This is a genomic window from Lacibacterium aquatile, from assembly GCF_042683105.1.
Classification (GTDB): Bacteria; Pseudomonadota; Alphaproteobacteria; order Elsterales; family Elsteraceae; genus Lacibacterium; species Lacibacterium aquatile.
In genome coordinates this window covers 198899-223658 of sequence record NZ_JBHUIP010000013.1, presented here as the reverse complement: position 1 = coordinate 223658, position 24760 = coordinate 198899, and the positions used below count along the sequence as shown (strand labels likewise).

The 24760-nt window shown below is 59.1% G+C and carries 28 protein-coding genes; 18 read left to right on the top strand and 10 right to left on the bottom strand.

What is annotated here, in order from left to right:
* Window positions 1–52 precede the first annotated feature (52 nt).
* Window positions 53–1195, top strand: coding sequence for an NADH:flavin oxidoreductase/NADH oxidase (locus ACFSM5_RS16230; RefSeq protein WP_379877539.1), 1143 nt, complete (start codon window positions 53–55; stop codon window positions 1193–1195).
* Here ACFSM5_RS16230 and ACFSM5_RS16225 read toward each other — a convergent pair.
* Window positions 1153–2085 (bottom strand): LysR family transcriptional regulator, encoded by a 933-nt coding sequence (locus ACFSM5_RS16225; protein ID WP_379877537.1) that lies wholly within the window; start codon window positions 2083–2085, stop codon window positions 1153–1155. The genes ACFSM5_RS16230 and ACFSM5_RS16225 overlap by 43 nt on opposite strands.
* Before the next feature lie 117 nt (window positions 2086–2202).
* Here ACFSM5_RS16225 and ACFSM5_RS16220 point away from each other — a divergent pair, with 117 nt between their 5' ends.
* On the top strand, window positions 2203–3201 hold the full coding sequence (locus tag ACFSM5_RS16220) for a zinc-dependent alcohol dehydrogenase family protein (protein ID WP_379877535.1): 999 nt from the start codon (window positions 2203–2205) through the stop codon (window positions 3199–3201).
* On the opposite strand, the gene ACFSM5_RS16215 is transcribed toward ACFSM5_RS16220, so the two are convergent.
* Window positions 3198–3599, bottom strand: a complete 402-nt coding sequence (locus ACFSM5_RS16215; RefSeq protein ID WP_379877534.1) for a helix-turn-helix domain-containing protein — start codon at window positions 3597–3599, stop codon at window positions 3198–3200. The two genes, ACFSM5_RS16220 and ACFSM5_RS16215, sit on opposite strands and share 4 nt — an antisense overlap.
* Before the next feature lie 386 nt (window positions 3600–3985).
* On the opposite strand from ACFSM5_RS16215, the gene ACFSM5_RS16210 reads away from it, so the two are divergent.
* The 9 genes from ACFSM5_RS16210 (at window position 3986) to ACFSM5_RS16175 (ending at window position 10789) form a co-directional block, all read left to right on the top strand.
* On the top strand, window positions 3986–4369 hold the full coding sequence (locus ACFSM5_RS16210; protein ID WP_379877533.1) for a hypothetical protein: 384 nt from the start codon (window positions 3986–3988) through the stop codon (window positions 4367–4369).
* Between the two features lie 4 nt (window positions 4370–4373).
* Window positions 4374–4817 carry a DUF5675 family protein gene (locus tag ACFSM5_RS16205; RefSeq protein ID WP_379877532.1) on the top strand — a complete coding sequence of 148 codons (444 nt, stop codon included), beginning with the start codon at window positions 4374–4376 and terminating at the stop codon, window positions 4815–4817.
* Entirely contained in the window at window positions 4795–5058 is a 264-nt protein-coding gene (locus ACFSM5_RS16200; RefSeq protein WP_379877531.1) for a hypothetical protein, read from the top strand. The genes ACFSM5_RS16205 and ACFSM5_RS16200 overlap by 23 nt, the downstream gene beginning before the upstream one ends.
* A complete protein-coding gene (locus ACFSM5_RS16195; protein WP_379877530.1) occupies window positions 5058–5492 on the top strand; it encodes a hypothetical protein in 435 nt (144 codons plus the stop codon). The genes ACFSM5_RS16200 and ACFSM5_RS16195 overlap by 1 nt, the downstream gene beginning before the upstream one ends.
* Complete coding sequence (gene lysC, locus ACFSM5_RS22235; protein ID WP_465261253.1) at window positions 5407–5646, top strand: Rz1-like lysis system protein LysC; 240 nt, start codon at window positions 5407–5409, stop codon at window positions 5644–5646. Before ACFSM5_RS16195 ends, lysC begins: the two co-directional genes overlap by 86 nt.
* Window positions 5647–5714: 68 nt before the next feature.
* Window positions 5715–6041 carry a VOC family protein gene (locus tag ACFSM5_RS16190; RefSeq protein ID WP_379877529.1) on the top strand — a complete coding sequence of 109 codons (327 nt, stop codon included), beginning with the start codon at window positions 5715–5717 and terminating at the stop codon, window positions 6039–6041.
* A 603-nt stretch (window positions 6042–6644) separates the two neighbouring features.
* The gene (locus ACFSM5_RS16185) at window positions 6645–7178 is read left to right on the top strand and encodes a DUF4402 domain-containing protein (RefSeq protein WP_379877528.1); all 534 of its coding nucleotides are present in this window, start codon (window positions 6645–6647) and stop codon (window positions 7176–7178) included.
* 12 nt (window positions 7179–7190) lie between these two features.
* The gene (locus tag ACFSM5_RS16180) at window positions 7191–8036 is read left to right on the top strand and encodes a fimbrial biogenesis chaperone (RefSeq protein ID WP_379877527.1); all 846 of its coding nucleotides are present in this window, start codon (window positions 7191–7193) and stop codon (window positions 8034–8036) included.
* Window positions 8033–10789 (top strand): carboxypeptidase-like regulatory domain-containing protein, encoded by a 2757-nt coding sequence (locus tag ACFSM5_RS16175; protein ID WP_379877526.1) that lies wholly within the window; start codon window positions 8033–8035, stop codon window positions 10787–10789. Before ACFSM5_RS16180 ends, ACFSM5_RS16175 begins: the two co-directional genes overlap by 4 nt.
* Here ACFSM5_RS16175 and ACFSM5_RS16170 read toward each other — a convergent pair.
* The 5 genes from ACFSM5_RS16170 to ACFSM5_RS16150 all read right to left on the bottom strand — a co-directional run bounded on the left by ACFSM5_RS16170 (window position 10782) and on the right by ACFSM5_RS16150 (window position 14266).
* Window positions 10782–11294 (bottom strand): DUF4402 domain-containing protein, encoded by a 513-nt coding sequence (locus ACFSM5_RS16170; protein WP_379877525.1) that lies wholly within the window; start codon window positions 11292–11294, stop codon window positions 10782–10784. The genes ACFSM5_RS16175 and ACFSM5_RS16170 overlap by 8 nt on opposite strands.
* Entirely contained in the window at window positions 11291–11824 is a 534-nt protein-coding gene (locus tag ACFSM5_RS16165; protein ID WP_379877524.1) for a DUF4402 domain-containing protein, read from the bottom strand. Before ACFSM5_RS16165 ends, ACFSM5_RS16170 begins: the two co-directional genes overlap by 4 nt.
* A 382-nt stretch (window positions 11825–12206) precedes the next feature.
* Complete coding sequence (locus tag ACFSM5_RS16160; RefSeq protein WP_379877523.1) at window positions 12207–12674, bottom strand: CreA family protein; 468 nt, start codon at window positions 12672–12674, stop codon at window positions 12207–12209.
* A 23-nt stretch (window positions 12675–12697) separates the two neighbouring features.
* The gene (locus tag ACFSM5_RS16155; protein WP_379877522.1) at window positions 12698–12901 is read right to left on the bottom strand and encodes a hypothetical protein; all 204 of its coding nucleotides are present in this window, start codon (window positions 12899–12901) and stop codon (window positions 12698–12700) included.
* A gap of 201 nt (window positions 12902–13102) precedes the next feature.
* The gene (locus ACFSM5_RS16150; protein ID WP_379877521.1) at window positions 13103–14266 is read right to left on the bottom strand and encodes an MFS transporter; all 1164 of its coding nucleotides are present in this window, start codon (window positions 14264–14266) and stop codon (window positions 13103–13105) included.
* Between the two features lie 139 nt (window positions 14267–14405).
* On the opposite strand from ACFSM5_RS16150, the gene ACFSM5_RS16145 reads away from it, so the two are divergent.
* Window positions 14406–14726, top strand: a complete 321-nt coding sequence (locus ACFSM5_RS16145) for an ArsR/SmtB family transcription factor (RefSeq protein ID WP_379877520.1) — start codon at window positions 14406–14408, stop codon at window positions 14724–14726.
* A gap of 3 nt (window positions 14727–14729) precedes the next feature.
* Here the strand turns inward: ACFSM5_RS16145 and ACFSM5_RS16140 are convergent, their stop codons facing one another.
* A complete protein-coding gene (locus tag ACFSM5_RS16140) occupies window positions 14730–16157 on the bottom strand; it encodes a ComEC/Rec2 family competence protein (RefSeq protein WP_379877519.1) in 1428 nt (475 codons plus the stop codon).
* Between the two features lie 222 nt (window positions 16158–16379).
* Here ACFSM5_RS16140 and ACFSM5_RS16135 point away from each other — a divergent pair, with 222 nt between their 5' ends.
* Window positions 16380–18059 carry a methyl-accepting chemotaxis protein gene (locus ACFSM5_RS16135; protein ID WP_379877518.1) on the top strand — a complete coding sequence of 560 codons (1680 nt, stop codon included), beginning with the start codon at window positions 16380–16382 and terminating at the stop codon, window positions 18057–18059.
* A gap of 27 nt (window positions 18060–18086) precedes the next feature.
* On the opposite strand, the gene ACFSM5_RS16130 is transcribed toward ACFSM5_RS16135, so the two are convergent.
* A complete protein-coding gene (locus ACFSM5_RS16130) occupies window positions 18087–19268 on the bottom strand; it encodes an MFS transporter (protein WP_379877517.1) in 1182 nt (393 codons plus the stop codon).
* Between the two features lie 181 nt (window positions 19269–19449).
* Here ACFSM5_RS16130 and ACFSM5_RS16125 point away from each other — a divergent pair, with 181 nt between their 5' ends.
* Window positions 19450–20154, top strand: coding sequence for an HAD family hydrolase (locus ACFSM5_RS16125; RefSeq protein ID WP_379877516.1), 705 nt, complete (start codon window positions 19450–19452; stop codon window positions 20152–20154).
* Window positions 20120–21070: a sugar-binding transcriptional regulator gene (locus ACFSM5_RS16120; protein ID WP_379877515.1), complete on the top strand. Its 951-nt coding sequence runs from the start codon at window positions 20120–20122 to the stop codon at window positions 21068–21070. The genes ACFSM5_RS16125 and ACFSM5_RS16120 overlap by 35 nt, the downstream gene beginning before the upstream one ends.
* 80 nt (window positions 21071–21150) lie before the next feature.
* Here ACFSM5_RS16120 and ACFSM5_RS16115 read toward each other — a convergent pair whose 3' ends face one another.
* Complete coding sequence (locus tag ACFSM5_RS16115) at window positions 21151–21438, bottom strand: GIY-YIG nuclease family protein (protein WP_379877514.1); 288 nt, start codon at window positions 21436–21438, stop codon at window positions 21151–21153.
* A 226-nt stretch (window positions 21439–21664) separates the two neighbouring features.
* Between ACFSM5_RS16115 and ACFSM5_RS16110 the strand changes: the two genes are divergently transcribed.
* The 3 genes from ACFSM5_RS16110 to ACFSM5_RS16100 all read left to right on the top strand — a co-directional run bounded on the left by ACFSM5_RS16110 (window position 21665) and on the right by ACFSM5_RS16100 (window position 24757).
* Complete coding sequence (locus tag ACFSM5_RS16110; protein WP_379877513.1) at window positions 21665–22975, top strand: ABC transporter substrate-binding protein; 1311 nt, start codon at window positions 21665–21667, stop codon at window positions 22973–22975.
* A gap of 75 nt (window positions 22976–23050) precedes the next feature.
* Window positions 23051–23923: a carbohydrate ABC transporter permease gene (locus ACFSM5_RS16105; RefSeq protein WP_379877512.1), complete on the top strand. Its 873-nt coding sequence runs from the start codon at window positions 23051–23053 to the stop codon at window positions 23921–23923.
* A gap of 3 nt (window positions 23924–23926) precedes the next feature.
* Window positions 23927–24757: a carbohydrate ABC transporter permease gene (locus ACFSM5_RS16100; protein WP_379877511.1), complete on the top strand. Its 831-nt coding sequence runs from the start codon at window positions 23927–23929 to the stop codon at window positions 24755–24757.
* Window positions 24758–24760: the final 3 nt, after the last annotated feature.

The following is a 24760-nucleotide window of genomic DNA, read 5'->3' as shown; positions in this document are numbered from 1 at the left end:
ATGGAAAATATCATCTTCTCGGCAGTAGCGATTTTTATCCCATGAGGCCCTTATGACGCCCCCAGGAACACCAAAGCTCTTCCAGCCGATCCAGCTCGGCGGCATCACCATCCCCAACCGCGTCGTGGTGGCACCCATGTGCCAATATGCGGCCGTCGACGGTGTCATGCAGCCCTGGCACATTCAGCAGATCGGCAGTCAGGCCGCTTCGGGCTATGGCCTCGTCATTCTTGAAGCCACCGGCGTCGAGCCCATCGGCCGCATTTCCCCTGCCTGCCCCGGCCTGTGGAATGACGAGCAGGAAGCTGTCCTGAAGTCCCTGGTGGATGGTGTGCGCACCTATTCCGACGCCAAGCTGGGCATCCAGCTGGCCCATGCCGGGCGCAAGGCATCGACCGATATGCCCTGGATCGGCCCGCATTATATCACGCCCGAAAACGGCGGCTGGGAAACGGTCGGCCCGTCGCCGATCAGCTTCAACGGCACCTGGCCCGCGCCCAAGGAGGCCACGGTCGAGGATATCCAACGCATCGTGAAAGCCTTCGGCGATGCCGCCAAGCGGTCGGACCGCGCGGGTCTGGATCTGATCGAGATCCATGCGACCCACGGCTATCTGCTGCATGAATTCTTCTCCCCGTTGTCAAACAAGCGCAGCGATGCCTATGGCGGTTCCTTCGAGAATCGCGCCCGCATCATCCTGGAAGTCGTGGCCGCCGTGCGCGCCAATTTCGCCAAGGATAAGGCGGTCGGTATCCGCATCACCGGCAGCGACTGGGATGAAGGCGGCGTCACCCCTGACGATGCAGCCAAGCTGGCGGTGCTGCTGAAAGAAGCGGGTATCGACTTCCTCCACGTCTCCTCGGGCGGCCTCACCTCCACCCAGAAAATCACCGTCGGGCCGAACTATCAGGTCTCCTTCGCCCATACGGTTCGCAAGGCCGCACCGGGTGTGCCGGTGATGGCGGTCGGCATGATCGTCACCGGGACCCAGGCCGAACAGATCCTCCAGGATGGTCAGGCGGACATGATCGCGCTCGCTCGCGCCGTTCTCGACGAGCCGCGCTGGGTGTGGCGGGCAGCCGAGGAACTGGGGGTAAGTGACTTCCAAGTTCACCCGCGTTTTGCTCGCGCCACGCCGAAGACCTGGCCGGGCTATAAGCTGAAGTCCGCCCCGCTCGCAAACGCTGCCGAATAATCTGCGATATATTGTTGATGCTTTGGCAGTTCGGCTGCCAAGGCATCAACAGCCACCCTTACTTTCCGGGGCAGATGCGGCGTCTGCAGCCATAGGGCATGCACGTCATAAAGAAAGGGCGGCTGTCGGCGCAGTACCGGCCGCAATGCGCCCGACCTGATCCGATCCTGGACCAGCCAGAACGGCAGCCAAACCAACCCCATGCCTGCCACCGCCGCATCGGCGATGGCCCCCATATCGTCCAGATGGAAACGGCTGGGCAGAGATATCTCCGCCACCTCTGCGCCATCGTTCGGAAAAAGCCAAGGCGCAGCGCGCCCGGACCGCCGATAGAGGATTGCCTGATGCCCCGCGAGATCCTGAAGGCTCTCGGGTGTGCCCTGGGTTTCCAAGTAGGAGGGCGCGGCGCAGACGAGCATCGGCTGGCGTGCAACCCGGCGGGTGATCAAACCGGCACTATCCGCCAGCACGCCGGTACGGATGGCCAGATCGAAACCACCCTCCGCCAGATCGTCGAACCGATCCCCAAAGGATAAATCCAACTCCAACACCGGATACTTCCGCGCCAATTCCAACAGAACCGGCACGACGCAATAACGTCCAAACAGTGCCGGCAGAGTCACGCGCAACCTGCCGCGAGGTTCAGCCAGTTGATCGGCGGCCAGGGCATCTGCGGCCTCGGCTTCAAACAGCACAAGGCGGCAGCGTTCGTAATAAGTCTGCCCGAAGTCGGTCAGGCTCTGGCGCCGCGTCGTGCGGTTGAGCAGGCGAACGCCCAGGCGCTCCTCCAGGAACCGAACGTGCTTGCCGACCATCGGCCCGGACATCCCCAAGGCGTCGGCGGCCGCCGCGAAGGAGCCTAGATCCACCGCCTTGACAAAAACGGCCATGCTGGTTAGCCGATCCATTCAAAACCCTTGGTTATCAGTGTCGACTTGTAGCCGATATTTATCCCGAACAGCAGACACGGCATAGCTTATTCATTCCTATAGATTTGGAGTTAAGCCATGCCCCGTATCGTCCGATTTCATGAACTCGGTGGGCCGGAGGTCCTGCGAATTGAGCAGGTGGACATCTTGCCGCCAGGTCCGGGCGAGATTCAGATCCGCGTAAAGGCGCTGGGCCTTAATCGCGCCGAGGCCCTGATGCGCGCAGGCCAGTATCTGGAAAGTCCTGCCCTGCCATCTAGCCTTGGGTTCGAGGCCGCAGGCGAAGTGGCCTCCCTTGGGCTGGGTGTCGACGGCTTCAGACTAGGAGATGCGGTGAGCGTGATACCGCCACTCTCCCAGGCGCAATGGCCGACCTATGCCGAGATCATCAATTTTCCGGCCTATCTTGTCGTGAAGCACCCAGAAAGCCTCGGATGGGAAGCGGCGGCCGCCCTTTGGATGCCCTACCTCACCGCCTATGGCGCTCTTGTCGATATCGCTCGAGCTGGCCCCGGCGATTTCATCGCCATTACCGCTGCCTCCAGCAGCGTCGGGCTGGCAGCTATTCAAATAGCGCGACAGGCTGGGGCACATCCGATCGCGATCACCCGCACATCCGCCAAGGTCCCCGCACTACGCGAACAGGGCGCCACGGATGTGATTGCTTGCCAGGAACAAGATCTCGCGGGCAGCCTCAACCTGATTACCGGCGGCAAGCAGGTGCGCGTCGTGCTGGATGCCGTCGGGGGTCCTAACTTCACCCCCTTGGCCGATGCTATGGCACCGGGCGGCATCCTTTTTTCCTATGGCGGCCTTAGCGGCCAGCCAACGCCCTACCCGCTGGCTCAGGTGTTGGCGAAAAATCTGACGCTGCGCGGCTATCTCGTCCATGAAATCACGGGCAATCCGGCAAAGCTGGACAACGCCAAGCGCTTCATTCTGGAAGGTCTGCGAAAGGGGGATCTAACGCCGGTCATCGACAAGATCTTTCCATTCGACGAAATAGCCGACGCCCATCGCCATCTCGAATCGAATCAGCAGTTCGGCAAGATAGTTGTACGAATAGCGCCGCTCTAAAGATTAGCCAACAGCGAGTCGACAAGTCGGTTGCGTCGCGCGTCATCAAGGGTCGTCAGACTTTCAGGCCCAAGACGCGCCCGCATCACTTCCAACAGAAGCGCTTCTTCGGCCGAACATATCCGGGAAAGCGCCGTATCGATCCGTTGCCGGGTTTCCGGCGGCATTTCGTTACCCAGAAGCGTTCCCAGCGCAAGGCGCATCAGAACGACCAGATCCACTCCAAGATAATCGGCAATGATCGGCAGATGTTTGATCGGCACCGGGATCTTCTTGGTCCGCATCATCGAAATTCCATTGGGCTTTATGCCGATGATTCGGGCCAGTTCTGACGCGCTCTTGCCTGGCGTTTCGCTCAAAGCCCGGTCCAGATAATCGGCAATCGTCATTTCGGTCATGCGCACTCCCATTCCCGGCGCCATTGCCCAGGGTGACATTCTGATTACCGGGCCTCCCCGATAATGACAAGTCATTTTTGACTGATCATTCAGCTTGAGATTCATTTTTCTCCAGTTCATAATCAGTCATAAATGACTATCTGGAGATTGCGTCATGGCTGGGAGACCCCAGGACCCCATGGTGGTGAAAACCACCCTCAAAAAAGAACATTTAGCGAACCAATTCTCGAACAAGCCCCCTAAGGCCGAGACGAAATTCGAGGATTGCCGGAGCTGCCTGCATCGGAATCGGCCGCCACTTTGCCATCGCTGCGATGCCGGGGAGCTGTTTGAGGAGCGGTCAGCACGGGATCTCGTCGACCTGCTTACCCCCGAAAGGGACCGCAATGACTGATCAAACACTGACCGGAGGAACCCGAGCGATGCATGCGGACATCAGCGAGTTGCGAAGTCAGGTCGAACAACGCTTTCAGGGCGTCGAGCGGTGGATGGAACGCATCACCACCACGCTGGAAAAGCTGGCGGACAATCGGGACAAGGTACTGATCCTCGAGGTGCAGCATCAGTCGGACAACCGGCATCTCCAGACCCAGATCGACACTCTGGAAACCCGCCTCAACGACGCCACCGCCGAACTTGCGACCCTTGCCCGCTCCTCGGTGGGGCAGGCCCTGACTCTCAACCGGGTGACCTTCGTACAGGGGCTCATCCTGTTCCTCGGATCAGCCCTCACCACCGGCTCCATCAACTACCTTCTGCGAAAGTTCTGACATGATGCGCGCAACGCTTCGTCGAGAAGCCTCGACGGATTTAGGCACCTTTGGCCGCTTCACCCTGGAGGACGGCTGGACATGCCATAGCCTGGAATTGCCCTGGCGCGACAATCGCGCGCGCCGCAGTTGCATTCCAGCCGGCAGCTATCGGGCAGCCCTCTCCTTCTCTCCCAAGTTTGAACGGCCGATGTATGAATTGGCAGCCGTTCCAGATCGCAGCCAGATTCTGATCCATGCCGGTAATCACGCTGGCGACGTGACCCTCGGACTTAAGAGCGACGTGGAGGGCTGCATCCTGCTCGGCCTGACGCGCGGATCGATCGGCGGTCAACTTGGCATCGGTGAAAGCCGCGCTGCCATTGCCCGCCTGATCGACCTCTGCCAGGGACAGCCGCTAACCCTCAAGATCGAAGAGGCCACCCATGGCAATCCTGCGCTTTCTTAATTTACTCGAGCCAGGACAAAGGATCCTCTCCCTCACCAAACTTGCGATGTGGCTGGCGCTCATTCTGTCCACCGGGCTGATCGCAGCGACCATCCTTGGCCACTTCCTGGGATTGCCACCGTTTGAGCCGTCGCTGCTTCTGGCCCAGATCGGCGGCCAGTTCCAGGCGAGTGCGCTTTACGCCTGGCGGCGCTATGTCGCCTTCAAGACAGGACGCATCAGCGACGGGGATATCTCATGATGAGCCTCTTCACCAATCTGATGTCGCGCCTCTCACTTCCGGGGATCGGCCTCATGCTCGCCGCGGGCGGGCTGCTCCTGCTCGTCCTGCGGCTTCAGCATGCGCAGGCTGCGCACGACATTGCCCTCGAGGAGTTGGCAACAGCAAAAGCCCGGATCGCTTCAGCTGAACTCACAGCCGACCTCAATGCCGCCGCGCTGCAGACCCTGCAATCGGATCAGAGACGCGCCGAGACCCTAAGCAATGCGCTCACCGACCGGCATCACCGGCAGATGCGCGAGCTCACCCGCCTGAAAGAGGAAATCCGCCATGTCGCTTCACAAGATCACTGCCCCCAGCCTGGCAGCGATGCTGCTCTTGGCTGGGTGCTCCAGCAACCCGCCACCACTGCCGAGCCCCGTCATAACCCTGGTGAAGTCGCGCCCGCCCGCTGAAATGACCCGGTGCACGGAGAGAATCGAGACGCCGCCACGCCCTTGGGGGGATGGTGACCGCGCCCGCCTGATCGCCGACCTGGGAGCGGCCTGGCTGGAATGTCGCGACAAGTTGACAGCGGTGCGCGAGTATTTTTCCGATCCCATCCCATAAGGGTGTCGGAACCGGAAAGCTTCATTCGTCACCAGGGCAGCAACCAGCAAACGGAAAGGGCTCACCCTATGCGCATGATCTTCGTCAACCTACCGGTCAAGGGTCTCGATGCCTCCAAACGCTTCTTCAGTGCTCTAGGCTTTACATTCAATTCCCAGTTTTCCGATGAGACAGCCACCTGCATGATCATCGAGAAGAACATCTTCGCGATGCTGCTGACCGAAGCGAAGTTCAAGGATTACATCATTCAGCCAATCAGCGACGCGCATCGGGCGACCGAAATTCTGACCTGCCTATCCGTCCAAAGCCGGGTAGAAGCTGACAGTCTGCTGGAAAAAGCTCTGGTCGCGGGCGCGAAACCCTGGAACCCCGTCTTGGATTACGGCTCGATGTAAGGGGCAAGCTTCCAGGATTTTGATGGCGTTTGAGGGGACTGATGTGGATGGACCCTTCAGCCGCTCAACAACACCGACTTGCGGCCCATTCCCTGCCGACCGAAGTCACGACCAAGTGTCTATCAGGAGTTATATTCACTCAATCTCTTCACGCGGCCAGAAAATCTAAAACATGATTTCCGCCGAAAGCACACATCAATAAACAGACAACCTGGAAATCTTACCAGCCCCATCATTATACTTTTTGTTAAAAAATATATACCATAAATGCATGATTCTCTCCAACCCGAAATAGTTTATTTTTGAATGAACACAGCCAATTAGAAGGCGTAGATACATGCGCTGATTTACTATTTAAAGATGTGCGCATTTCACCTAACCTCTGCGGAATTGGCCGAAAATGCAGTTTCGACAAGCTGCCGACAGCTTGGTTAACATCTTGTCGTACAAATATTAATTTCGATAATGAGAGACCACCTGCAACACTGAAATAATTCGACCTCATATAAAGAATAGATTCACAATCAAGCCGTTGACACTAATATGCATCAATCGTTCTTATTTACTCAAACGGGGGGCCGTTGAGAAATAAGGGACAATGAAATGAACTTTACTAAGCGCGTTATCGGCATCGCCACCATCAGCGCTCTCACCCTTGCACCGGTCGCTGTGAGCGCCGCCACCGCCACCTTCACAGCGACTGCCGAGATCGTCAATGCGATCACCGTGACCAAAGTCACCAACCTCAGCTTCGGTAAGATCGCCGCCAGCACCGGTAGCAGCACCGTTGAAATCAACGCAGCCGGCGTGCGCTCGGTCACCGCAGGTACCGCTGCCCTTGCAGCTGGCACCGTCAGCCGCGCCGAATTCACCATCCAGGGCGCCAACGGCCAGACCGCCGATATCTCAGTTCCGACGGCCTTCACCATGGCCAACGGCGGCGACACGATGGCCGTTGCCATCAACCTTAATACCCAGTCTTCCGGCATGACGGCCACCGGTGCCGGCACCGCCACACTGGCATTGACTGGCGCCGCCCAGACAGTGCGCTTCGGGGGCTCGCTGACTGTCGGCGCATCGCAGGCTGCTGGTGCCTATGCCAGCGCGAACCAGAACTTCGATGTCGTCTATCAGTAATATCTGCTGACCATGAAGCGCGATATTCAGTCCACCGAAGCCGGCACAGATCCCTGTGCCGGTTTGGGGCGGCTTCGGCGGCAAATGCTTTTCGGCATGATCCTGGGCCTTACGCTCGCGCTTCTGCCGTTGCTGGCCCAAGCGGAAATCCTGATTACGCCTGGCCGCGTTCATCTGGATGAACGGCGGCCAGCAGCGACCATAACTTTATCCAACAGTGCCGACGGCGAGCGTTCTTATACGCTCGCCCTCGTCTCGATGGTGATGCAGGAAGATGGAACCGTCCGTGAGTCGGAGACCCCACCAGCCTTTATGAATGATTTTAGGGATGAGTTACGGTTCTCACCGCAATCTCTCACTCTACAGCCCGGCGAAACTCAGACTGTCCGTGTCGCCTTGAAGCGTGCGAAGCGCCTCTCCGATGGTGACTACCATATCCACATGCGCGTCTCGGTCGAAGCGCCGGAGCAACCCGCAGACACCGGCGAAGAACAAGCCGTCGGTGTTCAGGTCCGCTTCAATATCGGCGTTGCCCTGCCGATCCTTTATCGCCAGGGACAGATCGAAGCGACTGGCACCCTGGATGCACTAAGACTAGACACGAATGATCCTGGCGCACCGTTCCTGGAGGCGCGATTGGAGCGCAAGGGGAATGGCTCTCTTTATGGTGATGTGCTGGTGCTGTCAGGGGATAAACCCATTGGCAGACTAAATGGCGTCGCCGTCTATACGGAGATTGCCGCAAGGCGCTTACAGATACCGCTTGCTGCACTGCCCTCAGGCCCCCTGACACTCCGCTACCAGACGCCCAAGGATCAGGGCGAGAAAGTCATGGCTGAACGATCCCTGCAGCGATGACATCGGGCTATCGCAACGGGCTTCTGGTGGTCCTTTGCGCCAGCATGCTGGCTCTTACGCAGACCATCAGCATTGCAGCCCCTCTGGCCAAAGGACCGACATCAAAATCCGCCTGGCACCAAGATCTATTGGTGGTGGTCGAAATTGATGGTGTCGAGGTTGGCGACATGGGCGTGCGTGATGTCGGCGGCAAGCTCTACATCGCCCTACTGGATCTGACGGAGATTGCTGGATTTGCGGTCGATGAAGGCGCAACACAGGAACGGTTTTCCGGCTGGGCTTTCGAAACCAACAATCGTTTTGAAGTTGATCTCGCGACACCCTCGATCCATATCGGCGGCAAGTCGATTGCGCTCTCTCTGGAAGATATCCAGCACAGCCCCGATGGGCCCGTGGTACCGGCCGTCGTGGCGAACCAGTTGTTTGGACTGCACCTCCGGTTGGACACGCGTGCGAGCCTGCTCGTGGCGGAAAGTTCTCAGACATTGCCCATCGCCGAGCGGGTCCAGCGCGAACGTCGCCGTAAAGGGCTCGCGGCACGAGGAGATAGTTTCGGGGCGCGCGCACTTAGCGTCATCGCCCCTCCTCCCCCCTACGAACTGCTGAGCATACCCAGCATCGATATCGGGCTGGACAGCAGCCTTGGCGGCAACCGCGGCGGACTGCAGCAGACATATTCCATGCAGTTCGGTGGCGATCTGGCGTACATGGGCATGCAAGGCTCCATCATCGGAACATCGCAGGAGAGGCTACAATCGGGGAGCCTTTCGCTCTCTCGGGTCGATCCGTCGGGTGGAGTCTTCGGCGTTCCATCGCTTCGCTCAGCTAGAATAGGCGACACGTACACACCAACGATGCCGCTGATTTCGTCCGGCCGGACAGAGCGAGGTGTGACACTCTCCAGCGCACAAGTCGGCTATCGCAGCGATGTTGATCGCACCACGATCGAGGGGCGTGGGCCACCTGGATATGATGCCGAACTCTATCGCGGACAGATCCTGGAAGCTTCACAGAAGATCGGCGGCGATGGGCTTTATCGCTTCACCAATGTAGCCGTATTAGCAGGGCGCAATCCGCTTAAGGTTATCTTGACCGGCCCGAATGGCCAGCGAAGCGAAACCGCAGTTCCCATCGTTATCGAGGGCGGGCTGCTAAGGACAGACGAGGACGCGACGACTGTGAGCTTTACACAGGCCGGCGTAACTCTGCTGGACCTTGTACGCACCCCTGTTTCCGGTCACCGGAAATCAGCAGGAGAAGCTTTCGGCGCCTCCTATTCCCGCGGGGTAACACAAGATCTGACCGTCTTGGCCACTGCCGCCAGGGCACCAAAGAACGAGCAATACCGCTTCCAGGAAGACCCCTTCCAGCCTGGTTACACCCCAAGCGACCCCCTCAATCCGGGCGAACCGGGTCAACCGCCGCGCAATCGCAATCTTCGCCGCCTGACTCTAGAGCAGGAACTAGGTTATTTCGTGGGAACAGGTGCGCGACTGTCAGCGCTGGGAGCCTTCTTTCAGGGGGATGTCAGCAGCAATCTGACCGGAGGCAATGCAACGCAATTTTCGATCTCGACCGGTTGGGACGATATCAGCATAAACGGTAAGACATCTCGCTTCAGGAATTATACCAGCGCCATTTCCGGCTTTGGCTCCAATACGCTGACAGATCGTCATGAACTCTATCTGTCCGGGCAGTTGCCAACTTTCGACCTGTTGCCCGACACGACCTGGAGCCTGCAAGGCGAGCGGCGCATCTTCGTCGATGACCGGATAGGCGACTACGTAGTGGGACGAACAGCCTTCCCTATCGGCAATATGCGCTTGTCTCAAGGGCTGAGCGTGCGGCGTGAACTCTCAGGCGGTGAGGCGCTATATGACTATCTCGGCACCTTTGACATCGGCACCCACTGGCAGGACATCGATTGGCAGATTAACCATTTCTATTCGATTACAGATGGATATAAGCCCCAGGAAATCAGCGTTTCAGCCAATATGACCACCGTTTTTGACATGCGCACCGGGGTGCGTGTCTCCAGAAATCTTCAGGAGCGGAATGCCGACTATCTGAATTTTTATCTGGCGCAGGATTTTCAACAGATGACCCTGTCGCTGCAGGGGCAAGTAACCCGGCAGGGCGAGAACTTCATCGGCCTCGGCATCAATTTTTCCTTCGGCATGCCGGATGGCTCTCCCTTTCTGTCCGCCCGAAGCCTTGCCACCCAAGGCAATATCGCGCCGAACTATGTGCTGGAGAGAAGCGATGGTAGCCGCGCGCCCCTTACCAATATTAAACCCACGGCCAACGGCTTCCCAACCGGAACATCGACAGATGCACAGGGGCGCAGCCATATCCAAAGCCTCGAACCTCATATTCCAGTTGCCCTGGATGCCGATCCGGAGAGCCTGCCGTCCCCCTTTATGGCGCTGAAACAAAGGCAAGGCGTGGCGACCTTACCGCGGGCCGGTGTTTGGTCAAAGACCGAGGTGGTTCTGGTCGAAACCGGCGAGGTCGAGGGAAGTGTTTTCCGCGGTGACATGCCCGTAGGACGGGCCGATATCACTCTCACCGCCAAGGACGGGCGGATCTATGACGGTCGCACAAACACCAAGGGGCGTTTCTTTCTGGAACAGATCCCACTTGGCGCTTATCGAATGACAGTCAGTACTGGCGGCAAACAAGTGTTCGAGCGTCCAGTCGAACTGACCGAGAAAGCGCCGACGCTTTATGACCTGACTGTGCTCGTCAATTAACCGTGACCGTTACGATCGGCGTCACCGTCGCGTTATAGGTGCCTGGATCTTGACCAGGATTGAGGGTCAGCGTCCCTCCTATACGCAGGTCGTGATTAAGGCCGTCAAAAATAAAAGGATAAACCCCGTCGGCCATAACCGGATAGCGGACATGGCCGTTGATCGCTGAGGGATTGATCGTGGCACTCATGGTAGCCCCGTTTTCATTCTCAAGACTGACCGTGGTGGGCGAGATGCTAACGGTGGCCACGCAATTGTTCGAGGCAGACTTGGTTTGATAATGAGCGCGGGCATAGGTCGACCCTACTGTCGTTGTTCCCGTCGCTGTACGTGTGTTGCCACGGGTTATATTAACAGTCGCTGCGCCTGCTGGCTGGACGATCGTCCCGAAGTCCAATCCAGCAAACAGTTGAATCGTCACGCCGACAAAACCCGAACAATCGGCGGCGGCTTTGCCAGAATAGAAAATTGCAACGGCGAGCAGCGGATAAACAAACGCCCTCATTGATAGTTCACCGTGATCTGGATGGCATTGGAAGTATAGATACCGGGTACCTGACCTGCGGCCACCGTAAGATTGCCGCCGACCGTAATCTCGTTCCACCCCGTAGCCAGAACCATTGGAGTAGTCGGGGTTTCAAGCACCATGTTCATGTTCGGAGCACCGGATGAATGCTTTAGGCTATAGCTCTTAGTCGGAAAGGTAATCGTCACCGCCAGTCCTGCATTCCCAGAAATCTGAAATTTTGCGGGCGTCCAACTACCGCCCGTCAAGGTCGCGCCATTGGCCACCGTAATCGTACGGGGGCCACTTAGCGGCACCTGCACTACACTTGCTGCCCCGGAGGCTGCAGGTGCGATCTTGCCGAAGCTCAAGTCCGACAATTTCTGAATAATTACCGGCGCTATAACCTTAGCGGTAATAGGCATGATCGCGGATTTCGAATCAGATAGCGGCACACCTTCAGCATCGCCGGCTGTTAACACCATACCCGCGAGCAAAATAGTCGTTCCATTTAATATCGGTATTCTCACCAATCGCCCCACGATACTAACAAATCAGGGAAATCGTCTCACGATCCATGAAAATACCAAAATAAAATTCACACGACATGAATATTATTTAGAAATTATGGTGATCACGAATAAAAACCATCAAAATAACCAAGCTCCGCCGCAGTTCCACAAGTATGGGAAACGACAGAGCCACTTGGAAAAGGATCATCAGGATTGAGGCGCATAGGTCATCATGCCGATCATCCAGGCCCGACGGGAAATGGTCGAAACAACGTCCGGGCAACCAGCGGCACCTGCACGCCCGCGATCGCTAGACCTCAGTCTTGATTAGGGCGATGCATCCTATATCGAGCGGGCATCCCGGCAACCGACAACCTGGATCGCCCGCAAGGAGCGCATGTTACTTGCCGCCCCACGGCATGATGGGAACGGTCGAGATCGAGTTCTTCGGCGATCCTTCGATCAGCTTGTCGGAATAGATCAGATAGACGAGCGTGTTGTTCGGTTTGTCGTGAAACCGCACGACCTGCAGTTTCTTGAATAGCCAGGAGCGGCTTTCTTTGAAGACATCTTCGCCATCCTTGAGACCGGGGCGCAAGGTGATCGGCCCGACCTGACGGCAGGCAATAGCAGCATCGGACGTATCTTCGGCGATGCCGACCGCGCCCGAGAGACCGCCGGTCTTGGCACGGCTCACATGGCAGACTACACCATCGACCTTGGGGTCCTTGAAGCTGTCGATGCAGATCTTGTCGTTGGGCCCGACCCATTTGAACACGGTGCTGACGCACCCTACTTCCTCGGCCTTGGCATTGCCTGCCATGACGAACGGCAGCACCGCCAGCGAAAGCACAAGCGCTTTAAGCATCGATATTCCTTGGAGAGCGAAATTTACGGGTTGAGAGCAGCCTGTTCGACCGCCCGATCTTTCCCGTCCAGGATCGCAAAGCTCTGCGCTTCACGCAACAGTTCGGCATCGCGGATCAGCGTGTCCATAAGGGCGCGGGCCCCTTCCAGGCTGTCAGCCTCGGCCACCGGCACAGCCGCGCCGTTTTTCCGGTGAATGGCGACCGTGAAGGCTTCTTTCTTCAACATAGGCGACATCCTCCAAACGGGGCAGGCAAGCGGGGGCGATCCGGTGATCGGTCCATAACAAAGCTAGGGCGAACGCGAAGCAATTTAAAGACGCATTATCCGCCTAATTACGATTTTTTGCAGGCGCGAAAATGAAGATCCGCCGACTCCTAAAAGGGAATCGGCGGATTTCCTACCCTGCAAGCTTTTGCTCTGCAGCAATCAAGCGGCTGAGACTTTTCTGAAACAGGTCGCCAGCAGAAGAATAAGCGCTGCTGTTCCCGTCATGGCTGCACCCCAGCCGATATTTGCCACACCTTCATATTTCACGATCAAGCCTCCGAAAGCCGACCCGATAGCGGTGCCAAAATAGAGAGCCGAGGTATTGAGAGACAAGGTAACTGGCGCCAGCTTGGGGTCGAGAGAGACGAGACGCGCCTGCTGGATAGAAGGAAAGGCCCAACCGGTCGCCCCCCAAAGCGCAAGGCCCGCCACCACAAGGATAGTCCCCAGAGTGCCTTGCAGATTTGCTCCGAGGGAAATGATCGCGAATGACAGCACACAGGCCGCCAGAACCGACGCCAGGAACTTCTCGCGATTCCAACGGTCGGCGCCATAGCCCCCCAGGCTGTTGCCTGCAACGCTCGCCAAACCAAAAATCAGCAGGACCACGGCCAATTGGTCGCCCGTAATCCCCAGAGTCTCGCCCATCAAGGCACCGATATAGGTCGAGATAGTGAATGGCCCGATCAAGGACAGGGTGGTAAGAGCCAGCAGTTGCAGCACGTCGGGACGACGGGCGACATCGATACGGTGGCGAAGACCGATAGTCGTCATGCCATCTTGGCGCGGCAGAAAAGCCCCGATACCGAGCAGCGCCACGAGAGCAAGCAACGCGACGCCGAGAAAAGCGGCGCGCCAGCTAAAAGCGGAGGCTAGGATCGTTGCCAGCGGTACGCCGACGACAATCGCCATGGTCATACCGGAATAGATCGCTGCGACCGCCTTGCCTCGACGCTCCGGCCCGGCATCAATGGTGGCGTAAGCAATGGCAGCAGGCATAAAAAGACCGGCGGACAACGCCAGCAGCACCCTTGCTCCGACCAGTCCAGCATAGCCCGTCGTCAAACCGGCCGCGACATTGCCTAGCGCGAAGACGGCGATGGCAGACGTCAACACACGGCGGCGCTCAAACCCACCGGTCAGGACCGCCAGTACTGGTGATCCCACCGCATAGGTCAGAGCAAAAACCGTCACCAGCGCCCCGCTCTGCGAAAAGGAAATACCGAGATCAGAGGACAGGGAGGGCAGCACGCCGCTGATCATGAAGGTTTCGGCGCCTATGGCAAAGGCGCCCAGAATGAGGGGTAACAGCCGGAGCATCATGGATGGCTCTCCAGGGAAAGATACTCAGTTCAATGATTGTTGAACTGATGGACCCTTTTGAGATCGATGTCAAACAGTTCATCAACTCTTGAACTTATGAACCTTGAACCGAATGCCACGCCGCTTTACGTTCACAGGTATGAGCAAGGAACTATTTCATCCCGACCGGGACCAGATCGATCTTTCCGCCGTGCTGGAAGCCTTGAGCGAGCCGACTCGGCGGACCATGGTGCTCGACCTCTGGGAACAGGGAGAATCCACCTGCGGCGGGGTCGGCAAGTATGGCTCTAAGACCAGCACGACCTATCATCTGGCGAAATTGCGAGAGGCGGGCGTGACCCGCACCCGCATCGATGGCCCCTACCGCTATATTTCGCTTCGGACCGAAGATGTAGAAACGCGCTTTCCTGGGCTGCTCAAAAGCGTCATCGATGCTGCTGCTAAGGAACGCCGGGGCTAAGCTTCAGCGCAGTCTCTTGTTTCCGCGGGCATAGCCAGCCGCGTTTCCCGTCACATCAACCACCCAGTTCGCGCCATGATCGCCAAGCACGGCCGCGACCGGGTGACCATATCGATTATTCTGGCCCGCGCAGGCAACTGCCTTCCCCTGCTGACCGGCGGGCGGAGGCACATTCAACACATCATGATCGGTCAGGGAGGCGTGGTGCGGGATGGTCAGCGCCGTCAGGTTGGCCCGCATATGCGGCGGCACAAAACCATAGGCAGCATCGCCTGTCAGCAGCACGCGATGGCCTTGCTCGTCCTGCCAAAGGCCAACAATTCCGCTGTTATTCGGATCGCTCTGCGCTCCGCTTGCCCGCTCCAGATGGAGATGCCCAATCCGCAGGGTAGAACCGACTGGAAGAGTGACAAGGTTTGGCAGCGAATTTGCGAATTTTTTTGCATTGGGCGCCGAAGGGACCGCCGGCACCACCCAGGTCAGTCCGTGCAGGACAGCGCGACGCTTGCCTTCAAAATAATGATCAAAATCCCAATGCGACAGGACTACCACGGCGTTCGGGTTTGCTGGTCTGTAATTAAGCACCGCTCCATTCGGACGTGAGCCCGCGTTGAACCAGAGGGGATGACCAACGTCGAAGAAGATATGGGTCTGATTATCAGCCCCATAGAAGGACACAAGACTGGCCTGCCCAGCATCGACAGCCTCAATGCAAAGATCGTCATATGGCCCGATCAATGCCCTCGGCGCCGCAGGGCCGGTGATGTAATAAGCCTGGACGAGAGCATCCTCTTCCGCCTGCGATATACCGAGGATCAAGTCCAATTGGCCCTCGGCCGCCGGGACATAGGCCATATCCGCGTCATCGGCAGCAGGAACAGCGGCCTCCACACGGATACCGCCGTCGAAGGGCACGACATCGAGCCGAACCCAGCGCCCCTCGAACAATCGCACTCGCTGAAAAGGAGGAGGAGGAGGCTCACCATATCGCCACGAAAATGGATAGATCCATCCCAGATCAAGATCATCCACCATTTCGGCATCAGAATACCATTCCGACCATTCGCTGGGGAGTTCGTCGAACATTAATCCTAAATCGATGGCAGCGAGCGCGACGAGATACCCGAAGGTGACCTCTATCTTGAGCAAGGGCATATCCAGCGGCGCTTCGGGAAGAGGCCTTCGTCCATCGAACTCATCAAAAGCGACTGCGTCAAAAATGACGGTCACCGATTGCGAGAGACTGCGCGTGCTGAGACCGTGGATCGCATCCAGCAGCCCCCCTCGCGATAACTCCGGCCCAACCAGTGCGCGCAGAGGAGCCAAATATTCCGTGTCCTCGAAGGAGATGTCGACCCGGCTGACGAATGCATAGAAACACCCTCTCATCCCCGGCTTTGCTTCCGCCTGAACACCTAATGCTTCGGACATTTAAACTTTCCTCGTCAACTCAACCCTGACGATAGTTCGACACCCTTATAGCGAGCAAAGCAATTTTCAGATGCCAAATATTTTGGAGAAAAAACCAATAACAATACACGCCAAAAATCCTGGCAGGCATTACAGGGAAACGTAAAAAGCCGCCCTCTGGTAATATTTGGTTAGAATTATAGACAGATCATCGACATCAGTTTCCGCTGGATAGGTGTCGATATGTTAGCGAATTTAAAGATTGCCGCGCGACTTCTCATCGGCTTCGGGTCGCTGACAGTTTTGATCGCAGGCCTCAGCAGCTTCTCCTATTATCAAGCGGATACGACCGAGGTCGCCGTCAGCGATCTTGTCCTGCTGAAGAACAATGAAGTCCTGAATCAGCGGGCTCAGAAATACATCATCGACGGACGCCTTGCTGTCTGGCTTGCCATCGGTACCGGCGACAAGACCCAATGGGATAAGGCCGCAGCCTCCTTCAAACTGGCAGGCGAGCGATTGGATGATATCGCCGCCCGGACCCTGGACCCCCAGCGCATCGCCTGGGCCAAGGAGCTCAAAGGCTTGCTCGGTACCTACGTCAGCCAGTCCGCTCCCAAGCTTCGCACCTTCAAGGAAGGCGGTGGTGCGTTGGAATCTGCCGACGGCAAAAAGGTGGTCGATGAAGCGCTGAGCATGGCCGCGAGGATGAACCAACTGGCCGACTCTATCTCCAACAGCTTTGCGACGGCAGGCGATGGCCGGATCGCCGAAGTAAACAAGCGACTTGCCCTCGCCTTGCAGACAGCCCTCATCGTGGGGATCGCCAGTCTTCTTCTGGGGCTTGGGCTTGCCTTCCTTGTCACACGGTCCATTGTCCAGCCGATCGCCAAGATGACCGGCGCCATGGGATCGCTTGCCAAGGGCGATGTGGCGACTGTCGTGCAGGACACCGACAATCGCAGCGAGATCGGGGACATGGCCCGCGCCGTTCAGGTCTTCAAAGACAATATGATCGAGACCAATCGCCTGCGCGACGAACAGGAAGCCCTGAAGGCCAGCACCGAAACCGAGAAGCGCGCCAGCATGAATCGGCTCGCCGATGAATTCAACGCCTCAGTCAAAGGCGTGGTCGGCAAAGTTTCCACCGCTTCGGCCGGGTTGCAGCAGACCGCCCAGGCCATGAGCGCCACCGCCGAAGAAACCTCGCGGCAAGCGACCGTCGTCTCCGCCGCCGCCGAACAGGCCTCTACCAACGTGCAGACGGTTGCTTCGGCGTCCGAAGAGCTGTTTGCATCCATCTCTGAAATCAGCCGCCAGGTCGCAACATCGGCCCGCATTGCAGGTCAAGCAGTGGAGCAGGCCGACCGCACCAATGCCCAGGTCGACGGACTGGCCAAAGCGGCCCAGAAGATCGGCGAGGTGGTCCAACTGATCAATGACATCGCCGCCCAGACCAACCTGCTGGCCCTCAATGCGACCATCGAGGCAGCCCGCGCAGGTGAAGCTGGCAAGGGCTTTGCCGTGGTCGCTTCAGAGGTGAAATCGCTGGCAACCCAGACCGCCAAGGCAACCGAGGATATCGCCCAGCAGATCAGCGTTATCCAGTCGGCAACTCAGGAAGCGGTCGGGGCCATTCAGGACATCGGCAAAACGATCGGCGAGATCAACCAGATCACCACCACCGTCGCCTCCGCCGTCGAGGAACAGGGTGCCGCTACCCAGGAGATCGCCCGCAATGTCCAACAGGCCGCGGTCGGCACCTCCGAGGTCACGGTCAATATCACTGGCGTCAATCAGGCCGCGACGCAAACCGGCGCTGCGGCAGGCCGGGTACTGACCTCAGCAGGTGATCTTGCCGCCCAAGGCGATCTGCTACGCCGTCAGGTGGACGACTTCATTGCCAAGGTCCGCACTGCCTGAGCTGGTCGGGAGGGGCTTGCCCCTCCCCTACCGGCCCTTGGGCGCAGTCAGTTGCAGCACCACCGCAATCGCTGCGAAGACCCCAGCCAAAGCCGATACGGCGCTCCAACCGCCAGAGTGCCAGGCCACCACCGCCAGCCCGGAACCTGCCGCTCCGCCCAGGAACATCACGCCCATAAAGAGGGTATTCAGACGGGAGCGCGCCTCCGGCTTCAACTGGTAGACCATGTGTTGGTTGGAGATCAGCGCAGCCTGAATACCGAAATCCAACAACACAACACCGACGATCAAGCCGATCAGCGAAGGCCACAGGCCGAAGATCAGCCAGGACAGCAGCGAGAGGGTCGCCCCGGCCAGGATGATCCGCCGCGATCCGATCCTGTCCGCCAGACGCCCCGCCATCGGTGCCGCCAGGATCCCGACCGCTCCGATCACGCCGAACAGCCCGGCGATATCGGCTCCGAGATTGAGGTCGGGCTCGGCGAGGCGGAAGGCGAGAATGCCCCAGAAGCTGGTGAAACCCGCAAAAAGCAGCGCTTGGGTAGCCGCCGCCCGGCGCAGTTCCGGCAACTCCCGCCATAAACCGGCGAGCGAGCGGATCAACCCACCATACCGCAGCCCGGAATTCCCTTTGCTCTGCGGCAAGCTCGCCGCCATGGCCCCTGCCGTCAGCAGCGCCAGGGGCACACCGAGCCAGAACATCTGCCGCCACCCGAAGTGGGTCGCAACGAACCCCGACAGGGTGCGGCTTAGCAGAATGCCGCAGAGAAGCCCCGCCATCACCGTCCCGACCGCTGCGCCGCGTTTAGCCGGAGCAGCCAGATGGGCCGCGAAGGGAACGATCTGCTGGGCAACCGTCGCCCCCATGCCGATCAGCAGGGAGGACGCCAGCAGGAGGGTCGGATTTGGCGCCAACGCCGCCAGGGCGAGCGCGCAGGCAAGCAGCAGGAACTGGATGACGATCAGGCGCCGCCGCTCGATCAGATCCCCCAGCGGCACCAGAAGCCCGAGGCCTATGGCATAGCCGAACTGAGTTGCCGTCGGCACGAGACCGATGCTTTCGAACCCTGGGAAATCCGCGGCCATGACCCCCAGCATCGGTTGGCTGTAATAGATATTCGCGACCGCCAGCCCGGTGGCAGCGGCCATCACGAATGTCAGTCCGCGCCCGAGGGTCATATCCGCTTCCGGCGATGTTCCAGCCTGCATGTCACGCTTCTTTTCGTTTCAAAGAAAGTTACAGATAGCGGGTGCGACGTAACCGGGCAAGTCGGTGTCGCGCAGGGGAGATGTGGGAGAATGTCGCGGCTCCTGTCAGAGTAATCCGCTTGTCAGACGAGATATTTGCTCATAGCTTGAACAAATCCCTCCCCATTCAAGGAAGCGCTCGGTGACGGACCTCGTCATCTTCGATTGCGACGGCGTGCTGGTGGACAGCGAGATTATCAGTTGCGCCAGTCTTGCCGCGCTGCTGACCCTCCATGGCGTCCCAACCAGCGCAGGCGAAGCCATGGAGCGCTTCCTCGGTCGCAGCGTCGTTGCCATCGCGGAAGATTTCGAGACACGCGCGGGCCGCCCCCTCCCCGCCGACTTCCTGCCAACCTTCCGCGAGGATGTGGCGGCACGCATGCGGGTCGAATTGACCGCCATTCCCGATATCGCCAAGGCTCTGACCTACCTTGAGACGGCGGGCGTTCCCTTCTGCCTCGCCTCCTCTTCAGAGCGCGCGCGCATCGATCTATCCCTCTCCGTGACAGGTATCGCCGACTTCTTCGACGGGCGCATATTCAACGCGGCGATGGTCAAGCACGGCAAACCTGCCCCCGACCTGTTCCTGCTGGCGGCGGAGCGGATGGGCGCCGACCCGTCCCGCTGCCTGGTGATCGAGGATAGCGTTGCAGGCGTCCAGGCCGGGAAAGCGGCAGGCATGACCGTCTGGGGCTTTATCGGTGGCCTGCACCACCAGGGCGGAAAAGGCGCGGAAGTGCTGGCAGCAGCCGGGGCTGATCGCGTATTCAACAAGATGACTGATTTCACCCTTCACGGGATAGAGCCGACCGATGGCAGCCAGCGAGACCGAGAAGTCGCGCCTTGATGACGCCGCCCGCGCGGGCTGGCTTTATTTCATCGCGGGCAATACCCAGGACGAGATCGCGCGCAAGCTCAACGTCTCGCGCCCCACGGCCCAGCGCCTGGTGTCGCTTGCCGTAAGCGAACGGCTGATCACCTTCCGCCTCGATCATCCCATCGGCGCCTGCATGGAACTGGCGGCAAAGCTGACCGAGACCTACGGGCTGCAGCATTGCGAGGTCGCCCCGACGGACCCGGACAATGCCAGCACCACGGTCGGCATCGCCCAGATCGCCGCCGCCTTCCTGGAACAGAAACTGCGCTCGGACAAGCCGTTGACCATGGCAGTCGGTACTGGCCGCGCGCTGCGCGCCGCTGTCGAACAGTTGCCGCGCATGAACTGTCCGCTGCATCAACTGGTCTCGCTGATCGGCAACATCTCCCGCGATGGCGCGGCCTCTTTCTATGACGTGCTGACCAAACTGGCCGACCTGACCGAGGCGCGGCACTACCCGATGCCGCTGCCGGTGCTGGCCTCCTCCCCCGCCGAGCGCGAACAGCTTTTGCGCCTGGAAGCGGTGCAGAAAGTCCGCGCACTGGCGGCCAAGGCCGATGTAACTTTGGTGGGCGTTGGCCAGATCGACAGCGGCGCGCAGCTGCATGTGGATGGCTTCATCTCCCGCGATGAGTTGCTGGAATTGATGCGGCTGGGCGCTATCGGTGAGGTCGCGGGCTGGGCGTTTGATGCGCAGGGGCGGATTATCGACGGCGGCACCAACAACACGCTGATGAGCGTCCCGCACGAGGTTCCGGCATCCCGGCTGGTCGTGGGAGTTGCCCAGGGGCCAGCGAAGATCGAGGCAATCCGCGCGGCGCTGAAGGGGCGGATCTTGAGCGGGCTGATCACCAACGAGGCCACGGCGCGGGCGTTGTTGGGGTAGGGGCGACAAGAGCTCATCATCCCATCAAACAAAACCCGTCATCCCAGGGCCTGCCCCTGGGATCTCCCTCAAGCGGACCTCTATCGATTGAGCTGATCGTAGAGATCGCTCCAAGCTGAATTCATTTCAGCAATCAGGCCGCATTTCCGGGACCTCGGCCAAGATTTCAGCACCTTCTCACGCTGTATTGCGCCTTTGATATCATCGTGAAATTCAAACCAGACGAGATGATGCAGATTGTATCGCTTGGTGAAGCCGGGCACGACACCTTCGCGATGCTCCCAGGCCCGTTTGGGCAAGTCACTCGTGACGCCGGCATACAACGTGCCATCCGGCCTGTTGCTCATCATGTAAACCCAACCGCTCATAGACACATGATGCGCCTTATGGTTGTGCTTCCCAAATAAAAAAACGCGGTCTGGCCACACAAGATCCCAGGGACAAGCCCTGGGATGACAGGACTTGTTTGAGGGGATGGAGGGAACGCCTTCATTCCACAGTTTCTCCCGAAACAGGATTGACAACCTCACCCACCTCCTGTGAACATACGCTCACTATAAGAGCATATGCTCAATATCCTGGGAGGATAGATCGATGCGTATCGGATTGGGTGCCCTGCTGGGCGCCGTGAGCCTTATTGCCGTCCCGGCACTCGCCCAGACCAAGCTGACCATTGCGACCGTGAATAACGGCGACATGATCCGCATGCAGGGCATGACGTCGGATTTCACCGCGAAGAACCCCGGCATCACTGTCGAATGGGTCACGCTGGAAGAAAACGTGCTGCGTCAGCGCGTCACCACCGACATTGCGACCAAGGGTGGCCAGTTCGACGTGCTGACCATCGGCACCTATGAAGTGCCGATCTGGGCCAAGCAGAACTGGCTGGTGCCGCTCGACGGCCTGGGCGCCAATTACGACGTCGACGATCTGCTGCCTGCCATCCGCTCGGGCATCTCCGAAGGCGGCAAGCTCTATGCGGCGCCCTTCTACGGCGAAAGCTCCTTCGTAATGTACCGCAAGGACCTGATGGAGAAGGCCGGGCTGCAGATGCCCAAGGAGCCGACCTGGGACTTCATCGCCGATGCGGCGAAGAAGATGACCAATACCGCCGACGGCACCTATGGCATCTGTCTGCGCGGCAAGGCCGGCTGGGGCGAGAACATGGCGTTCCTGACCGCCATGGCCAATTCGTTTGGCGCCCGCTGGTTCAACGAGAAGTGGGAACCGGAATTCAACGGCCCGGAATGGAAGAAGACCCTGACCTTCTATTCCCAGATGATGAAGGAATCCGGTCCTCCGGGCGCATCGTCCAACGGCTTCAACGAAAACCTTGCCCTCTTCAATTCGGGCAAGTGCGGCATGTGGATCGATGCCACCGTCGCCGCCTCCTTCGTGACCAATCCCAAGGAATCGAAGGTCCACGATAAGGTTGGCTTCGCCATCGCCCCGAATGCGGGCCTGGGCAAGAACGCCGGCTGGCTCTGGGCCTGGAATCTCGCGGTTCCGGCAGGCTCCAAGAAGACCGAAGCCGCACAGAAGTTCATCTCCTGGGCAACCAGCAAGGAATACACCCAGCTGGTCGCCGCCAAGGAAGGCTGGGCGAATGTTCCGCCGGGCACCCGCAAGTCGCTCTATGCCAATGCCGACTACCAGAAGGCCGCTCCCTTTGCTGAACTGACCGCCGGTGCGATCAATGCCGCCGATCCGATCAATAGCACAGTGAAGCCCAAGCCTTACGTCGGTGTGCAGTTTGCCGCGATCCCGGAATTCCAGGGTATCGGCACCCGCGTCGGTCAGGCCTTCTCGGGCGTGCTGGCCGGATCGACATCGATTGACGAAGCCCTGGCTTCGGCCCAGTCGATCACCGAGCGCGAGATGAAGCGCGCCGGTTACATCAAGTAAGATCTCCCCAGAGAGTGACTGGGGCATCTTCCCTCCCCGGAAGATGCCCCTCCCCTTTTTGACGGAGTATTCGGCATGGCGACCCGCCACAACCGACTGGCAGCACGCTTTGCGCTGTCCCCCTCGGTCATCCTGCTGTTCCTATGGATGATCGTCCCGCTCGCGCTGACGATCTATTTCTCCACCCTGCGCTATAATCTGCTGTCTCCGGGCATGGAGACATTTGCGGGTGTCGAGAATTACATCTACTTCCTGACCGACCCCGATTTTCTGACCAGCCTGAAGAACACCCTGGTGCTGGTGGGCAGCGTGCTGGCCATCACGGTCGTCTTCGGCATCGCCATCGCCCTGCTGATCGATCAGCCGATGTTCGGTCAGGGCATCGTGCGCATCATGGTCATCACGCCCTTCTTCGTCATGCCGACGGTCAGTGCGCTGGTCTGGAAGAACCTGCTGATGCACCCCGTGTCCGGGCTGTTCGCCTGGATCGCCACGACCTTCGGCCTACAGCCGGTGGACTGGTTCGGGCGGGTGCCGATGCTGTCGGTGATCCTGATTGTCGCCTGGCAGTGGCTGCCCTTTGCCGCCCTCATTCTGCTGACCGCCCTGCAGTCGCTGGATGGCGAACAGAAGGAAGCGGCGGAGATGGATGGCGCAGGTCCCTTCTCCTACTTCTTCTATATCGTGCTGCCACATCTGGCCCGGCCGATCACGGTCGTTATCATGATCGAGACGATCTTCCTGCTGTCGGTCTTTGCCGAGATTTTCGTCACCACGGGCGGTGGGCCCGGTGTCGCGACCACCAATATTGCCTTCCTCGTCTATGCCCAGGCGCTGATCCAATATGACGTCGGCGGCGCTTCTGCCGGGGCGATCATCGCGGTCATTCTGGCGAATATCGTCGCCTTCTTCCTGGTCCGCATGGTCGGCAAGAATCTGGAGGCATGAGAGATGGCACGCCGCACTCCCCTGCCCCGCATGGTGGGCAACAGCATCGCCGCCTGGACCGTCGGGTTCCTGATCTTCCTGCCGGTCTTCTGGATGGTCCTGACCAGCTTCAAGACCGAAGCCGACGCCTTCGCGATCCCGCCGCAGTTCCTGTTCTTCGACTGGACGCTGGAGAATTACGAGACCGTGCAGGAACGGTCGAACTACTTCCACCACGCCTGGAATTCGATCTTCCTCTCGGTCGGCGCCACGATCTTCGGTCTGCTGATCGCGATCCCTGCCGCCTGGGCCATGGCCTTTGCGCCGACCAAGCGCACCAAGGACACGCTGCTCTGGATGCTGTCGACCAAGATGATGCCGCCGGTCGGCGCCCTGGTGCCGATCTATCTGATCTTCCGCGACACCGGCCTGCTGGATAACCGCTGGGGTCTGCTGGTGGTGCTGGCGATGGGCAATCTGCCGATCGTGGTCTGGATGCTCTATACCTACTTCAAGGAAATCCCCAAGGACATCCTGGAGGCTGCCCGCATGGACGGTGCGATCCTGTGGCGGGAGATCATCTATGTCCTGCTGCCGATGGCGGTGCCGGGCATCGCCTCCACGGTGCTGCTGAACGTCATCCTGGCCTGGAACGAAGCTTTCTGGACGCTTAATCTGACGTCCCGCGAGGCAGCGCCGCTGACCATGTTCATCGCCGCCTATTCCAGTCCCGAAGGCCTGTTCTGGGCGAAGCTGTCCGCCGCTTCGACCCTCGCCATCGCCCCCATCCTGATCATCGGCTGGTTCAGCCAGCGCCAGCTTGTGCGCGGCCTGACCTTCGGCGCCGTGAAGTAGAGG